Source organism: Halalkalibacter krulwichiae (assembly GCF_002109385.1).
GTDB lineage: Bacteria > Bacillota > Bacilli > Bacillales > Bacillaceae_D > Halalkalibacter > Halalkalibacter krulwichiae.
In genome coordinates this window covers 2,921,623-2,938,197 of sequence record NZ_CP020814.1, presented here as the reverse complement: position 1 = coordinate 2,938,197, position 16,575 = coordinate 2,921,623, and the positions used below count along the sequence as shown (strand labels likewise).

General features: G+C 38.2%; 14 protein-coding genes and 2 pseudogenes. All 16 read left to right on the top strand.

All coding sequences use genetic code 11. The annotated features are described in order from the left end of the window. Window positions 1-57: 57 nt before the first annotated feature. The 16 genes and pseudogenes from larE to gnd all read left to right on the top strand — a co-directional run bounded on the left by larE (window position 58) and on the right by gnd (window position 16,370). Window positions 58-858, top strand: a complete 801-nt coding sequence (gene larE, locus BkAM31D_RS14785; RefSeq protein ID WP_066150990.1) for an ATP-dependent sacrificial sulfur transferase LarE — start codon at window positions 58-60, stop codon at window positions 856-858. 93 nt (window positions 859-951) lie between these two features. After that, a complete protein-coding gene (locus BkAM31D_RS14780; RefSeq protein WP_066150987.1) occupies window positions 952-2,424 on the top strand; it encodes a gluconokinase in 1,473 nt (490 codons plus the stop codon). 61 nt (window positions 2,425-2,485) lie between these two features. Next, window positions 2,486-3,238, top strand: coding sequence for a nickel pincer cofactor biosynthesis protein LarB (gene larB, locus BkAM31D_RS14775; RefSeq protein WP_066150985.1), 753 nt, complete (start codon window positions 2,486-2,488; stop codon window positions 3,236-3,238). After that, the gene (larC, locus tag BkAM31D_RS14770; protein WP_066150982.1) at window positions 3,235-4,068 is read left to right on the top strand and encodes a nickel pincer cofactor biosynthesis protein LarC; all 834 of its coding nucleotides are present in this window, start codon (window positions 3,235-3,237) and stop codon (window positions 4,066-4,068) included. The genes larB and larC overlap by 4 nt, the downstream gene beginning before the upstream one ends. Before the next feature lie 65 nt (window positions 4,069-4,133). After that, a complete protein-coding gene (gene larC2, locus BkAM31D_RS14765) occupies window positions 4,134-4,571 on the top strand; it encodes a nickel pincer cofactor biosynthesis protein LarC2 (RefSeq protein ID WP_066151141.1) in 438 nt (145 codons plus the stop codon). A 71-nt stretch (window positions 4,572-4,642) separates the two neighbouring features. After that, window positions 4,643-4,831: a hypothetical protein gene (locus BkAM31D_RS14760; RefSeq protein ID WP_066150979.1), complete on the top strand. Its 189-nt coding sequence runs from the start codon at window positions 4,643-4,645 to the stop codon at window positions 4,829-4,831. 42 nt (window positions 4,832-4,873) lie between these two features. Then, on the top strand, window positions 4,874-5,515 hold the full coding sequence (locus BkAM31D_RS14755; protein ID WP_066150976.1) for a 6-phosphofructokinase: 642 nt from the start codon (window positions 4,874-4,876) through the stop codon (window positions 5,513-5,515). A gap of 27 nt (window positions 5,516-5,542) precedes the next feature. Continuing rightward, window positions 5,543-7,552, top strand: a complete 2,010-nt coding sequence (tkt, locus tag BkAM31D_RS14750) for a transketolase (RefSeq protein WP_066150973.1) — start codon at window positions 5,543-5,545, stop codon at window positions 7,550-7,552. Window positions 7,553-7,619: 67 nt separating this feature from the next. Continuing rightward, a complete protein-coding gene (locus BkAM31D_RS14745) occupies window positions 7,620-8,477 on the top strand; it encodes a class II fructose-bisphosphate aldolase (protein WP_066150970.1) in 858 nt (285 codons plus the stop codon). A gap of 211 nt (window positions 8,478-8,688) precedes the next feature. Beyond that, window positions 8,689-10,290, top strand: coding sequence for an ABC transporter substrate-binding protein (locus tag BkAM31D_RS14740; RefSeq protein ID WP_371807206.1), 1,602 nt, complete (start codon window positions 8,689-8,691; stop codon window positions 10,288-10,290). Further along, window positions 10,278-11,284, top strand: a pseudogene (locus tag BkAM31D_RS14735) (ABC transporter permease). The gene BkAM31D_RS14740 and the pseudogene BkAM31D_RS14735 overlap by 13 nt, the downstream one beginning before the upstream one ends. Then, window positions 11,281-12,141 carry an ABC transporter permease gene (locus BkAM31D_RS14730; protein ID WP_066150961.1) on the top strand — a complete coding sequence of 287 codons (861 nt, stop codon included), beginning with the start codon at window positions 11,281-11,283 and terminating at the stop codon, window positions 12,139-12,141. Before BkAM31D_RS14735 ends, BkAM31D_RS14730 begins: the two are co-directional and overlap by 4 nt. Window positions 12,142-12,163: 22 nt before the next feature. Further along, a complete protein-coding gene (locus BkAM31D_RS14725) occupies window positions 12,164-13,090 on the top strand; it encodes an ABC transporter ATP-binding protein (protein ID WP_371807162.1) in 927 nt (308 codons plus the stop codon). After that, window positions 13,080-13,688, top strand: coding sequence for an ABC transporter ATP-binding protein (locus tag BkAM31D_RS14720; protein WP_066150955.1), 609 nt, complete (start codon window positions 13,080-13,082; stop codon window positions 13,686-13,688). The genes BkAM31D_RS14725 and BkAM31D_RS14720 overlap by 11 nt, the downstream gene beginning before the upstream one ends. 17 nt (window positions 13,689-13,705) lie before the next feature. After that, entirely contained in the window at window positions 13,706-14,701 is a 996-nt protein-coding gene (locus tag BkAM31D_RS14715; protein ID WP_066150951.1) for a Gfo/Idh/MocA family protein, read from the top strand. A gap of 260 nt (window positions 14,702-14,961) precedes the next feature. Beyond that, window positions 14,962-16,370: pseudogene (gnd, locus tag BkAM31D_RS14710) on the top strand (NADP-dependent phosphogluconate dehydrogenase). Window positions 16,371-16,575 lie beyond the last annotated feature (205 nt).

Below are 16,575 nucleotides of genomic sequence, written 5' to 3'. Positions count from 1 at the left end.
ATATGAACTAGATTGAAAAAAATGAAGTTAGCTGTACGTTTTAGAAGGGAGAGGCCAATGGTTAAAGATAAATATCAGAAGTTAGTTTCAATTCTCCAAGAAATGAAGTCGGTTGTAGTAGCTTTTTCTGGTGGTGTTGATAGTACATTCTTATTAAAAGCAGCTGTCGATGCATTAGGAAGTGAGCGGGTATTAGCGGTAACTGCAGATTCTGAGACTTATCCATCATCTGAATTATTGGAAGCAAAAGAATTAGCTAAGAGGATTGGAGTAGAGCATCAAGTTATAGAAACTTCTGAATTGGCAATTCCAGGTTATACAGAAAATGATAAAAATCGGTGCTACTTTTGTAAGAATAGTTTGTTTGAGCTTTTAATTCCTGTTATGGAAGAAAAAGGCTACGAAAATGTAGTATATGGAGTCATATCAGACGACATGAATGAACATCGACCGGGAATGAAAGCTGCGAAGGAAAAGGGAGTTCGTGGTCCGTTGCAGGAGGCTCAACTATTTAAGCAAGAAATAAGAGAGCTCTCTAAGCAATTTGGTTTACCGACATGGGATAAACCTTCATTTGCATGTTTATCTTCAAGGATTGCATATGGCGAAACAATTACGAAAGAGAAGCTTACGAAAGTTGAAAAAGCTGAAGCATATTTGAAATCGCACGGTATTCGTCAAGTTAGAGTGCGAACTCATCAGGAAATGGCGAGAATTGAAGTCGAACCAAAAGACATGAAAATGGTGTTAGACAATCATGAAGCTATTTCAAAGGAGTTACAAACTTATGGTTATAAATATGTTACATTGGATTTAATTGGCTATCAGAGTGGTAGTATGAATAAAGTTCTATCATAAACATTTCGTAATCATAAAGAGTATTTTCAGATGGCAAACGTTTAGTTGTCTGTTTCGTATCTAATTACAATTTTTTGAAGAGGAAGATGCAAAATGTCAAGAGAGTTGGTAATAGGACTTGACCTTGGTACTACGAGCGCAAAAGCGGTCGTGTTCAATTTACAAGGAAATGTGGTCGCAGAAGCTGAGGAGATGATTACTTCTTATTATCCTCAGACTGGCTGGGTTGAACAAGATCCAAATGAAATTGAACGTCTAGCAGTTCTTGCTGTTCGTTCTGCTGTAGAAAAAGCGCAAATAAAAGAAGATGAACTTTTGACCGTAGGGTTTTCAAGTGCGATGCATTCTTTAATTTGTGTTGATCATGATGGCGATGCTTTAGGCAGAGCTATTATTTGGGCGGATGGTCGAAGTACGGAGCAAGCAGAAAAATTAAAACAACTGGAAGGTTTTAAGCTTTATCAAAAGACGGGTATGCCTAATCATCCGATGTCTCCGTTAACTAAGCTAATCTGGATGAAAGAAAACAGATATGAGCCTTATCAGCAAGCTGCTCACTTTATGTCAATCAAGGAATTTGTCATTTTAAAATGGTTCGGTCAAAGAGTTGTTGATTTTGCAATGGCATCGGCTACAGGTTTGTTTAACCTTAACAGTTTCCAATGGGACGAAGAAGCACTGGAAATCGCAGCAGTTTCTAAAGAACAGCTTTCAACAATTGTTCCACCGACAGAATGTATAAAAGGATTCAAAAGTGAGATTGCAATGGAAATGGGCATAAATGTTAATGTTCCATTTGTCATTGGATCTGCTGATGGCCAATTAGCGAATTTAGGAATTGGAGCAATCTTACCAGGTGAGGTAGCAATAACCGCTGGAACGAGTGGAGCAATTAGACAATTCTCCAAAAATGCATCTATAGATCATAAACATGAGACATTTTGCTATGCTTTTTCAAAAGAATACTCCATTATTGGAGGACCTACAAATAATGGAGGAATTGCCCTTCAGTGGTTGAAAGAGTTACTTAATTATGAAGGAAGCTTTGATGAACTAACAAAAGAAGCCGAGCAAGTGTTACCAGGGGCAGAAGGGATATTGTTTCACCCTTATATTAATGGTGAGAGAGCGCCTTTATGGAATCAACAGGCAAAAGGAAACTTTTTTGGAGTAACTATTACACATAAGAAACAACATTTTGTCCGTGCAGTATTAGAAGGAATTACATTTAATTTATACCAAATTGGACAAGCTCTAGAACGGATTGCTGGTGAGCCTAACAAGCTTTATGTAAATGGAGGGTTGTCAAGGTCTCCATTATGGCTTCAAATGTTAGCTGATGTTTTTGATAAGGAAGTATATGTTCCTGAAAGCCACCATAGTGCTGCATGGGGAGCGGCTTGGACTGGTCTAGTCTCGATTGGAAAAGTTGACTCCTTCGAAGAGATTAAGAAGAATGTTCCAATGGGTGATGTCATTAAACCGAATAAGCAAAACCACCTAGTTTATAAAGAAATTTACAGCAAATACGAAAAACTAGGCAGAGACTTATCGAAGTATTTTTAAATTCTTCTAACAAATGATAAATTAGGGAGTAATCATTTTAATAGTAAAGTGAGTGTTCAAAATGTTAGAAGATATTTTAAAACAAGTTCAAAATGGTACGTTAAGTATAGACGAAGCGCGGACTAAATTAGCAACCTATGAAGATCTTGGCTTTGCCAAAGTGGATCATCATAGGAAGAAAAGACAAGGGTTTCCTGAGATTGTTTATGGAGAAGGGAAAACACCAGAGCAAATCATTTCTATTATCCAGTCATTAAGAAACCATAATAACAACGTACTTGTGACAAGAATTTCTAAAGAAAAAGCAGAGAAAGTTATTTTAGTTTGTCCAGAGTTTCAATACCATGAAGCGGCACGAATTTTATTATGGAAGAAGGAAATTCCAAAAAACGGCCACGGATATATAAATGTCATTTGTGCTGGTACTTCAGATTTAAATGTGGCTGAAGAAGCTGCTATTACTGCAGAAGCTCTAGGGTGCGAAGTTCATCGAATTTATGATGTTGGGGTGGCTGGTATACACCGGTTATTTGATCATTATCAAGAAATTCAACAGGCAACCGTTTCGGTAGTTGTAGCTGGTATGGAAGGTGCTTTGCCTAGTGTTATTGGAGGACTTGTTTCCCATCCAGTTATTGCCGTACCGACAAGTATAGGTTATGGGGCTAATTTTCAAGGTTTGTCGGCGCTCTTAACAATGCTAAATTCTTGTGCCTCAGGAATAAGTGTTGTCAATATTGATAATGGATTTGGAGGAGCATATAACGCTGCACTAATTTATCAATTAGCGCAAAAAGGGGCAAAGGATGCATGAAAACACTTTATATAGATTGTTTTTCTGGAATTAGTGGAGATATGATGATCGGTGCTCTTCTTGATGCAGGAGGAGATTTCTCTGAGCTAAAGAAGGAATTAACTAAGCTCAAGATTGATGAGGAATATGAATTAGTGTCAAATAAAGTAGTCAAAAATGGTATAACTAGTACCAAGTTTGATGTGTTATTAAAAACGGAAGAGCATGAACACAGTCATGGACATGAACATAGTCATAGTCATGAACACAGTCATGGACATGAACACAGTCATGGACATGATCATAATCACAACCACACTCATGGTGGACATCACCATCACAGATCATATAAAGACATTGTTACACTCATTAATGCTACTGATTTATCGCAACAAGTGAAAGAGACAGCTTTGAATATTTTTAAAAAGATCGGCGTCGCAGAAGGTAGAATTCATAATGAACCTTTAGAAACGGTTCACTTTCACGAGGTTGGTGCTGTAGATTCAATAATTGATATTGTTGGGGTTGCTATCTTGCTAGAGAAGATGGAGATTGGGAAGGTTAAATCTGCTCCCATTCCTGTAGGTACAGGAAAAATTCGAATAGACCATGGTGTTTACCCTGTGCCAGCACCTGCTACATTAGAGATGTTGAAACAATTACCAGTTGTTCAGAGTGAGGTGAAAGCGGAGTTAACAACTCCGACTGGAGCAGCAATTGCATCCGTTCTTGTAGAAGAATTCTGTTCATTGCCAACAATGAAAGTAATTGAAGTCGGTTATGGAGCAGGAACGAAGACTTTTAAAGATCACCCGAATGTACTGCGTTTAGTCATTGGCGAAGAATTCTAGCAGAGAGGAGTTTTTGAAAGGTGTATCGACAGCCCCCTCCTAACAATGAGCATATTGATGACTTAATGGTAAAAATGGAAGTGAACCTCGACGATATACCTGGGGAATGGCTTGGTTATGTAATGGATCTATTATTTGAACAAGGGGCGAATGATGTTTTCTATACCCCCATCTATATGAAAAAAAATAGACCAGCTACGTTGCTCCAGTTACTTTGTTCACAAGATAACGTACGAAAAATGGAAGATATACTTTTTAGAGAAACGACGACTCTAGGAATACGATATTATCCGGTAACCGTACATCGTTTGGAAAGGCAGTTTAGAAAAGTCCTCACACAGTGGGGACCGATCACTGTCAAGGAAGGAATATATAAGGGAGAAATTGTTCAGAGATCACCAGAATTTGAAGATTGTAAGAAAGTTGCAGACGTATATCAACTTCCGATAAAAAAAGTATATGAACAAGTTTGGAAACAAATTAACAATCAAATGGATCAGTAATTAACTGAATAGTTCGATTATTACAAGTGGTTGTATTTTAATATTTGTCGTGAAATGGGAGGAGGGATTTAATGAAAATTGGAATGATTAATATAGAATCGGGTTATTCAATTGTAAATCAATTAACTTATGACATTGTCAATCAACTCATAAAAGATCACCAGCTTTATGCAATTGAGGAAAAAAAGAATCATAAGCAGATTGTAAAAGAAGATTTAATTAATTGGCGCACTTATGGTGGTAAACTATTGCGTTGTTAGGCTCCGCGGGCTCCTATTTCGTTAGAAGAAACAGATTTACTTATGTATGATGCAGTTTTCGTATTAGGAGGAAGAAAGGCTTATCACTTTTTTGAACATCTCACAAACGAATTAAAGATAAGAGCCTTGTTTATTCCTGTGTCCATATATAATGACATTACAGAATCGAAACAATCCCTTGGCTATGATTCTGCTTTGAATGCCGTTGTTGAAGATATTTATAAAATTGAAGATACGATTTCATCTTGTAGACATGATCAATTCCGTCTTTTTGGCGTACAAGTACCTGGTGTGGATGGAAGTAATTTAGCAAAAGATCTAGCTATTACGATTGGAGATTTAATCTGCTATTGGGAAGTTGATTCCACTGAGGATTTGTTTGGAGTTATAAACGATAAGATCAGATCTGAAAAAAATCATTCTTTTCTCATTTTTGATGATCGTGTCGATTTAAAAACGGTTGAGAATCATTTACTTGCAAATTTGAATGAAATTTCGTGGAGCTTTACCAAGGTCGACGAAGCGCAATGTATGGGTAAATCTCCTACGGCCATTGATCGCCTTCTAGCAAAACATATTGCTTTTGAGGCCATTAATTGGAGCAAATCCAATGAAGGATCAGGTAGGCTATTATTACAAGATAATAAGGCATTTTTTCAAGCTAGCATTGCTAGTGTTGTATAGATGAAGGATAAAAAGGAGCTATTAATAATGCAAACAACTATGGATAAGAAGGAATTAGATCAACTAGCTATTAACACAATTAGAACGTTATCAATTGATGGAATTGAAAAGGCAAACTCGGGGCATCCCGGTATGCCAATGGGAGCTGCTCCAATGGCTTATACGTTATGGGCTAAGGAAATGAATCATAACCCAGTTAACCCGAATTGGTTTAATCGAGATCGTTTTGTATTGTCTGCGGGTCATGGTTCAATGTTGTTATACAGCATGCTTCATTTATTCGGCTACGATGTAACGATGGAAGATTTAAAGAGTTTTCGTCAATGGGGAAGTAAGACACCTGGACACCCAGAGTTAGGGCATACCCCGGGTGTGGAAGCAACAACAGGTCCTCTAGGACAAGGAATTGCAATGGCTGTAGGGATGGCTATGGCAGAAAGACACCTTGCTGCAACTTACAACAAAGAAGGTTATGATCTTGTTGATCACTTTACATATAGTATTTGTGGTGATGGAGATCTAATGGAAGGTGTTTCAGCAGAAGCGGCTTCACTAGCTGGGCACTTAAAACTGGGCCGTCTAGTTGTGATGTATGACTCAAATGATATTTCTTTAGACGGAGATTTAAATCTATCATTCTCTGAAAGTGTAGAAGATCGATTTAAAGCTTATGGTTGGCAAGTAATTCGTGTCGAAGATGGAAATGATTTAGATTCAATTCAGAAAGCATTACAAGAAGCAAAAGCAGATTTACATCGTCCAACACTAATTGAAGTGAAGACAGTAATTGGTTTTGGTTCGCCAAATAAATCTGGTAAGTCTGCTTCTCATGGTGCGCCACTTGGTAAAGATGAAATTCAATTAACGAAAGAAGCTTATAATTGGAAACACGAAGAACCGTTCTATGTTCCGGAAGAAGCTGCAAAACATTTCGAGACATTTACAAAGAACGGTCAACAAAAAGAAGCGGTTTGGAATGAACTTTTCGAGAAATATAAAAAAGCATATCCGGAATTAGCAAATCAATTTGAAGCGGCTTTAGCCGGAAAACTTCCAGATAATTGGGAAGGGGAGTTACCTACTTTTAAAGAAGGGGAAAAGGTGGCTACACGTGCTTCTTCTGGAAAAGCGCTCAATGCAGCGGCTAATTCAATACCACAATTAATTGGGGGCTCTGCTGACTTAGCAGGATCAAACAAAACACTTATTGCCTCTGAGAAGAATTATGGAATTGATAGCTTTGCTGCTCGTAATGTCTGGTTTGGGGTACGTGAGTTTGCAATGGGAGCTGCTATGAATGGGATGGCAATCCATGGTGGAATGAAAGTATTTGGTGCTACGTTCTTCGTATTTTCTGATTATCTTCGCCCAGCCATTCGTTTAGCTGCTTTAATGAAATTACCAGTAACGTATGTATTTACACATGATAGTATTGCTGTAGGTGAAGATGGACCTACACATGAACCTGTTGAGCAATTAGCATCGTTACGTGCTATGCCGGGAGTTTCAACTATTCGTCCTGCTGATGCAAAAGAGACCGTAGCAGCATGGAGATTAGCGATTGAAAGCACAGATACACCAACTGCTTTAGTTTTAACTCGTCAAGATTTACCAACACTCGCTGCAAGTGATACAGTTGTTTATGAGGGTGTTAGTAAAGGTGCATATGTAGTATCGGTAGCTAAAGGCGAAGGGAGTGGTTTGCTGCTTGCATCAGGGTCAGAGGTATCATTGGCGTTTAACGCTCAAAAAGAGTTAGAAAAGGAAGGTATTTTTGTTTCTGTCGTGAGTATGCCAAGCTGGGATCGTTTTGAGAAACAATCAGCAGAATATAAAGAAGAAGTTTTACCTAAGAATGTTAAGGTTCGTCTTGGAATTGAGATGGGTTCATCATTAGGATGGAGCAAATATGTAGGAGATGCGGGTGACGTGTTGGCTATAGATCAATTTGGGGCATCAGCACCAGCAGGTAAGTTGTTAGAAGAATATGGATTTACAGTTGAAAATGTCGTTAAACAATTCAAAGCAATCCGTTAAGCTTGTAAGAAAGCTTAGTAAGACAACTATTAGAATAGTCTGAGAGACTTTTTAGGAGGACATATAAATGGCGCTAGTATCAATGAAAGAAATGTTAGATAAGGGGTTGGCGGAAGGCTATGCAGTTGGTCAATTCAATATTAATAATTTAGAATGGACTCAAGCAATTTTATCTGCGGCTGAAGAAGAAAAGTCACCAGTAATATTAGGAGTTTCTGAAGGTGCAGCTCGTTATATGGGTGGATTTAAAGTGATTACTGCAATGGTTGAAGCACTTATGGAAGAAATGCCTGTAACAGTTCCTGTTGCCATACATTTAGATCATGGTTCCAGCTTTGAAAAATGCAAAGAAGCAATCGATGCCGGCTTTACTTCTGTAATGATTGATGCATCACATCATCCATTTGAAGAAAATGTAGAGACAACCAAGAAAGTTGTAGAATATGCTCACGCACGTGGTGTATCCGTAGAAGCTGAACTTGGTACGGTTGGAGGTCAAGAAGACGATGTTATAGCAGAAGGTGTTATATACGCAGATCCTCGTGAGTGTGAAAAGTTAGTTCAACTAACAGGGATTGATTGTCTTGCACCTGCACTAGGCTCTGTTCATGGTCCGTATAAAGGAGAACCAAATTTAGGTTTTAAAGAAATGGAAGAGATTTGTAATGCTACAGGCTTACCACTAGTATTACATGGCGGAACAGGAATTCCGACGGAGCAAATTCAAAAATCAATTTCTCTTGGAACGGCAAAGATTAATGTAAATACAGAGAATCAAATTGCCTTTACGAAAGTAGCTCGTGAAGTGTTAAAGAACGATACAGAAGTCTATGATCCACGTAAGTTTATCGGACCTGGACGTGAGGCGATAAAAGAGACTGTAACTGGTAAAATACGTGATTTTGGATCGGCTAATAAAGCGTAATATAACTTAATGGTGTAAAGGAGAAAGCTCGTAATGATAAAAGATTACGAGTTTTTTCCTATGGGATAAGGGCATAAGTTAGAGTTCTTTCAGCGAATCGAATATTTATAGTAAATAGATCAGAAGTATTTTTACCGTTATGATAATAGTGTACTATAGTATAATATCAACTTAAGAGTATTGATTGGAGTGAGGATGATTGAATGTGAATTTGAAGGGATTAGTTATATTTTCCTTTGTTTTGACTTTGTTGTTAAGTGCGTGCTCTGAACAAGAGAATGAAGGTGCGGGTCAAGAGATGGATTCCGTTAAAAGTAATAAAGAATTGACGTTAGCGATTGGGCCAGAACCTGAGGCCGGGTTTGATCCAACAACAGGGTGGGGACGTTATGGTTCTCCGCTATTTCAAAGTACTCTATTAAAAAGAGATCAGGACCTAGAGATTGTTAATGATTTAGCAGCTAATTATGAGGTAAGTGAAGATGGTTTAACTTGGACGGTTACTATTCGCAATGATGTAAGGTTTTCAGATGGAGAGCCGCTGACTACTGAAGATGTACAATTTACGTTTGAGACAGCGAAATCTAGTGGGTCTGTATTAGATTTAACGATTCTTGATCAAGTAGAGGTTGTCGATGAACATACGGTTGAATTTCATTTACATAGTCCGCAGTCTACATTCGTCCATTCTCTTATTACAATGGGGATCGTACCTAAGCATGATTATCATGAAGGTTACGCACAAAATCCTGTTGGTTCAGGGCCTTATAAATTAATTCAATGGGATAAAGGGCAGCAGCTAATCGTAGAAGTGAATGACGAATATTATGACACAAAGCCCTTCTTTGAGAAAATAACTTTCTTATTTTTAAATGAAGATGCAGCTTTTGGTGCTGCAAGGTCTAATCAGGTTGATATGGCATTTATCCCTGCTTCATTTAGTCTGCAAGAAGTTCCTGGTATGCGGCTAGAGGAAATCCCAAGTGTTGATAACAGAGGGATTATGTTTCCGTATGTACAAGCTGGGGAAAAAACAGATGAAGGATATCCGATTGGCAATGATGTGACTTCTGATGTAGCGATACGTCAGGCAATTAATTTAGTTATCAATAGACAAGCATTAGTGGATGGAGTATTAGAAGGGTATGGAACACCTGCTTATTCAGTAGCAGATCAACTACCTTGGTGGAACGCGGAAACAGTATTTAGTGATAATGAACTAAAGAAGGCAAAAGCGCTCCTATTTGAAGCTGGTTGGCAAGACCATAATGGAGATGGAATGCTTGAAAAGGATACGGTAAAAGCGGAATTTACTTTGTTATATCCATCTAGTGATGTTACTAGGCAATCATTAGCGATTACTGTTGCTGATATGATTCAATCATTAGGTATTCATGTAAATGTTGAAGGTAAAAGTTGGGATGAAATAGAAAAATTAATGCACTCTAATGCAGTGCTTATGGGTTGGGGAAGTCATGATCCAATCGAGATGTATCATGTATATAGTGGATTCAATGCTGGTGTAGATTGGTTCAATCCAGGATACTATCATAATCCTGTTGTAGAGCAATATTTGGAACAAGCTTTACAGGCACATACAGAAGATGAGGCTATTGAATATTGGAAGCTAGCACAATGGGATGGTGAGACAGGAATTAGTGCCAATGGAGACGCGCCATGGGCATGGCTTGTCAATATGAGCCATTTATACTTAGTAGCTGATAAACTCGATATCGGGAAACAAAAAATACAACCACATACTCATGGTTGGCCAATTACAGATAATATTGTTGAGTGGAAATGGACAGAGTAAAAGGCTTTTTTATCCTTACGGTAACCTTTCTGATAAATAAAAGCTTTAGGTTGGCGACTCTCTTATTTGCTGTATGTTTGCTATCCTTTATTCTGATTAGCTATTCACCGGTTGATCCGATTCAAGCATATATCGGTGCAGATATGATGAGAGTAGGTCCAGAACAGCGAGAACAGATTACTGAAGCTTGGGGACTGGACAAAAATCCAGCGCAGCAATTTATAAGTTGGAGTTCGTCTGTTTTGCGGGGGATTTAGGAACCTCAATGATTTACCGTCAGCCTGTTTCAGATGTCATTAAGGAAAAGTTTCTTAATTCCTTGGTTCTAATGTTGACAGCATGGGTGTTTTCAGGACTAATTGGATTTGTACTTGGAATCACAGCAGCAATGAAAAAAGATTCTTGGCTTGATCATTTGATAAAATGGTACTGTTATACATTGGCGTCAACGCCAGCTTTTTGGATGGGGCTGTTACTTATGCTCATTTTCTCCGTATCCTTAGGGTGGTTTCCAATTGGGATGGGAGTTCCTGCAGGTGTATTAGCTGAAGAAGTGACGGTTAGTGAACGAATAAAACATCTTGTCTTACCAGCTTTAACTCTAAGTATTATAGGAGTTGCCAATGTCGCATTACACACTAGACAGAAGTTAATCGAAGTTCTTTCAAGTGATTATATTTTATTTGCTCGTGCTAAAGGAGAAAAAGGCTTTTCACTACTCATTCGACATGGTCTTAGAAACATTGCTTTACCAGCGATTACGTTACAATTTGCCGCATTTGGTGAGCTGTTTGGTGGAGCGGTTATAGCAGAACAAGTTTTTTCCTATCCTGGCCTTGGTCAAGCTACTGTTGAAGCAGGGATAAGAGGAGATGTTCCTCTACTATTAGGGTTAGTTATTTTTAGTGCCTTCTTTGTATTTGTAGGTAACACGATTGCTGACTATATATATCGTGTTGTTGACCCGCGTGTGAAGGAGAGGAGAAGACGATGAGTACCCGAGTAAGAGTAAAAAATGTCTTTACTTTCTTTCAATTAAATCAGCGGCAGAAAAGTGTTGTAGTGCTCGTTATTGTAAGTTTATTACTGACAAGTGTAGTGCTCAGTGGTCTTTTCTTAAGTAGTGAGCGGATTGCTAGTCACTTGGAGCTTCGCAACCTCGCACCTAGTTTTGCTCATCCATTTGGAACAGATTGGTTAGGCCGAGACATGTTAACGCGGACATTCAAAGGTTTGACTTTGAGTATTGCTGTCGGATTAATTGCAGCTACAGCAAGTGTAATGATTGCTTTTGTATTAGGTGTACTTGCTGCAACAATGGGACGAGTTGTAGATGGGATAATCTCGTGGCTTGTTGATCTATTCTTAAGTGTTCCACATTTAGTTATTTTAATTTTAATTGCTTTTGCAACAGGTGGCGGAGTGAAGGGTGTTATTATTGGTTTAGCATTAACTCATTGGCCAAGTTTGACGAGAGTAATCCGAGCTGAAGTGATGCAAATACGTTCTGCAGAGTACGTTGAGATATCAAAACGCTTAGGAAAATCCCGTTGGTTTATCGCTAGAAAACATTTATTGCCTCACATCATCCCACAGCTTTTCGTTGGGTTGTTCCTGTTATTTCCTCATGCGATCTTGCATGAAGCTGCTATCACTTTTCTAGGGATGGGATTGTCTCCTCATCAACCGGCAATAGGGATTATTCTATCTGAATCAATGCGTTACCTATCAACCGGAATGTGGTGGCTTGCCGTATTCCCAGGCCTAAGTTTACTGATTATTGTTAGGTCATTTGATATTCTTGGAGAACGGTTAAGAATGCTACTTAATCCACATGAAGCACATAAATAGTGATGGTGAAGGGGGAAATCAATTGGAGCCTCTTCTAGAAATAGATAACTTATCAGTGTCATTTACTCAGTATGAGAAGGGCTTTACGAAAAAAGAAACAAAAGTAATTCATAGTTTAACCTTATCTATTCAGAAAGGAGAGGTAGTGGCAGTTGTAGGGTCAAGTGGCTCAGGGAAAAGCCTACTGGCTCATGCCATCCTTGGAATTCTACCTGCTAATGCAATGGTAACTGGTGCTATTAAGTATAGGGGCGAAAAGCTAAATGAAACTAAATTAAGCAACCTTCGAGGTAAGGAGATTGCCCTAGTCCCTCAATCTGTGAATTTCTTAAATCCATTAATGAAAACGGGGGCACAAGTCCGCTCAAGTGTAAAAGATCAAACTAACATCAAGGATCAACGGCGTGTATTTAGAAGGTTTAAATTAGCACCACATGTTGAGCAGGCCTATCCGTTTGAGTTATCTGGGGGAATGGCCAGAAGGGTACTAGTGTCGACGGCTGTTATTGGTGGAGCGAAAGTAATTGTGGCTGATGAACCCACTCCAGGTCTTGATCAAGCAGTAGTAAAGGAAGCATTATCATCCTTTAAAGAATTAGCGCTTGAGGGAACCGCAGTAATGCTAATTACTCACGACATTGAGGCAGCTTTACATATTGCTGATCGAATTGCCGTTTTTTACGCGGGGACAATTGTTGAGGTAGCACCGGTTCAAGATTTTTCGGGTAAAGGAGCAGCCTTGCGTCATCCTTATACAAAGGCGTTATGGAGGGCATTGCCACAAAATGAATTTAAACCAATTCCAGGCTCTCAACCTCTGTCACATGCTTTACCGAAAGGCTGTTTATTTGAACCGCGCTGTGAGTTAGCTACTGAACAATGTTCATTACAAATACCGGCAGTTAAAACTGTAAGAGGTGGAATGGTTAGGTGTATTCATGCTACTTGAAGCTAAAAAAGTAAGCTTTCGTTATTATAAAGATGTTTGGCTTTTTCAAGATGTTGATTTTCAGCTTCAATCTGGAGAGGTTGTTGGTTTAAGGGGCCCAAGTGGATGTGGCAAAACAACATTTGCGAGAATTCTTTCTGGCTATGAAAAACCACATACTGGTCTTGTTTCTATTGATCATGAACCTGTTCAGAAAAAAGGTTATCAACCGGTGCAACTTATCTTTCAGCACCCTGAGAAAGCTGTAAATCCAAAATGGAAGATGAAGTCCATCTTAGAAGAAGGTGGTCAAATTAATCCGGATTTGTTAGAGTTACTAGGAATTCAACGTGAATGGTTGAATAGATGGCCCAATGAATTGTCAGGCGGAGAACTACAACGATTTTGTGTAGCGAGGGCGTTAAATGATGAAACGAAGTTCATTATTGCAGATGAAATGACGACTATGTTAGACGCAATTACTCAAGCGCAAATATGGAGTGCTGTATTAGAAATAGTTAAGCAAAAGGAAATAGGTCTACTTGTAATTAGTCATGAACAAGCTCTTATAGAAAGGCTTTGTAATAGGGTAATTGACTTTAACCATGACAATATTTGAGTCGGAAGGTGAATGAGATGGCGATAGTTAATTGGGGTATTTTAAGTACAGCTAAGATTGCTCAGAAAGAGCTTATTCCCGCGTTTCTAAGATCTACAAATGCAAAAGTTACTGCAATTGCTACCGGGAGTGGGATTGAAAGAGCACAGCAAGTTGCACAGAAATTTAGCATTGAAAAAGCATATGATAACAATAATGCCTTATTAGAGGACTCTTCAATTGATGCTGTATATATACCATTACCGAATCATTTACATAAAAAATGGGTAATAGAAGCAGCGAAAAAAAGAAAGCACATATTGTGTGAAAAACCAGCTGCTTTAACAGCAAATGAAGTAATAGAAATGAAAGAAGCCTGCGAACAGAATGGAGTTATATTCATGGAAGGATTCATGTATCAATTCCATCCTCAACATGAGCGTGTGAGGCAAATCATTGACTCTGGCGAAATAGGAGAGATATCCTATATGCGTGCAAGCTTCTCATTTTTATTAGCAAATAAGGAAAATACGATAAAAATGAATGATCAAGGTGGAGGCTGTATTTACGATATTGGGTGCTACCCAATCCATTCAATAAGGAATATTCTGAGAGAAGAGCCAACTCACATTCAAACCCAGGCTAAGTATGATGAAACATATAAAGTTGATACAGATGTTTATACGTATATGGAATTTGCTTCTGGTAGAAGGGCCGTTTTTGATGCAAGCTTTAATCAAATGAGAAGAAGTGAGTATGAAGTAGTCGGCACGGAAGGAAGAGTCATTGTTCCACGAGCATATCGCCCGGATTGGAACGGTGGTGACGGACTAGTCATTGTTGAAAAGTCAGGTATATCAAGAACAGAGACACTTAATGCCGATCAATATCGTAATCAGATTGAAGTAATCTCTGCTGCAATTTTAGATGGAAAGATAAAGAGTGAACTTAGCTTTGATAATACGTTTGCGAATATGCACGTGATAGATGCTTGTTTTAAATCAATGAAAAGTGGAAAACTAGTACAATTATAATGAATAACCTAAATCTTTAATATTTGTCTAAAAAGCTATCTCATTAGGTGAATTTCCGTTTGAGGTAGCTTTGCTTTTATAAAAACCTCTATATACTCGGTTGGAAGGGGGCTTTCACTAGAATCAAATATTGACAGAATAGAAATAGAATGATATTCTGCAATTGTAACAAAACATTAATTTGTTTAATAAACAAATTAATGTTTTGGTTAGATCTGAAACTTATAAAGTAAATAGAAGATACAGAAAGGAACATGGACATGTCTAAACAACAAATTGGTGTAATTGGTCTTGCTGTAATGGGTAAAAACCTTGCATTAAATATTGAGAGTCGTGGGTACTCGGTAGCGGTATATAATCGTTCAACAGAAAAAACAGAAGCTTTCTTGAAAAATGAAGCAGCAGGTAAAAATTTTGTAGGGGCAGAATCAATTGAAGATTTTGTCAATTCATTAGAAAAACCAAGAAAGATTTTATTAATGGTCAAAGCAGGGGGACCGACAGATGCAACAATTGAATCGTTAAAACCATATTTAGAAAAAGGCGATATTCTAATTGATGGTGGTAATACATTCTTTGAAGATACAATAAGAAGAAATAAGGATTTAGATGAAACGGGTATTCATTTCATTGGAACTGGTGTTTCTGGTGGAGAAGAAGGTGCGCTTAAAGGACCATCTATCATGCCGGGGGACAAAAAGAAGCATATGAACTAGTTGAACCAATTTTCAAAGCGATCTCAGCTAAAGTAGAAGACGATGCTTGTTGCACATATATTGGACCTAATGGTGCTGGACACTATGTGAAAATGGTTCATAACGGGATTGAATATGGAGATATGCAGTTAATTTCTGAAGCATACTTCATTTTGAAGAATGTACTTGGATTAACAGCAGAGGAACTTCATGAAGTGTTTGCAGAATGGAATAAAGGTGAGCTTGATAGCTATTTAATTGAGATTACGGCAGACATCTTTACAAAAGTCGATGAAGAAACAGGGAAACCACTTGTTGATGTTATTTTAGATACGGCTGGTCAAAAGGGTACTGGGAAATGGACGAGTCAAAATGCGTTAGATTTAGGCGTACCGCTTCCTATTATCACAGAATCTGTGTTTGCGCGTTTTATCTCAGCGATGAAAGAAGAACGGGTCAAGGCAAGTAAATTATTAAAAGGTCCTGAAGTGAAAAAGTTTGAAGGGAAAAAAGACCAATTAATTGAAGCGGTTAGAAAAGCGTTATATATGAGTAAAATTGTTTCTTACGCTCAAGGATTTGCTCAAATGAGAGCTGCTTCAGAAGAGTATGATTGGAATCTGCGTTATGGTGATATTGCCATGATTTTCCGTGGAGGTTGTATTATTCGTGCCCAATTCCTGCAGAAAATTAAAGAAGCATATGACCGTGAGCCTGAATTAGCAAACTTATTATTAGATTCTTACTTTAAAGAAATTGTTGAAAGTTACCAATCAGAATTACGTCAAGTTGTTTCATTAGCAATTGAAGCGGGGATTCCAGTTCCGTCGTTTGCAAGTGCAGTTGCCTATTATGATAGCTATCGTACAGAAACATTACCTGCTAATTTGTTACAAGCACAGCGTGACTATTTTGGAGCTCATACGTATCAAAGAACTGATAAAGAAGGCGTATTCCATACTAACTGGATGTAAAACAGCTTTTATAAAATAGAGTTGATTGGTTATACAATCAGCTCTATTTTTCATTTTCAGAAAGGGTTTATGACAGGCTTCTTACGCAAGGTGCACTCTGCGACATTATTCACCGGGAAATTCATTCTGATAATATTAATAGTATGATCTTATAGCAACTAACCGATGAATCCGGTATATTAAACAGGTAGATTGGTATTTTAGC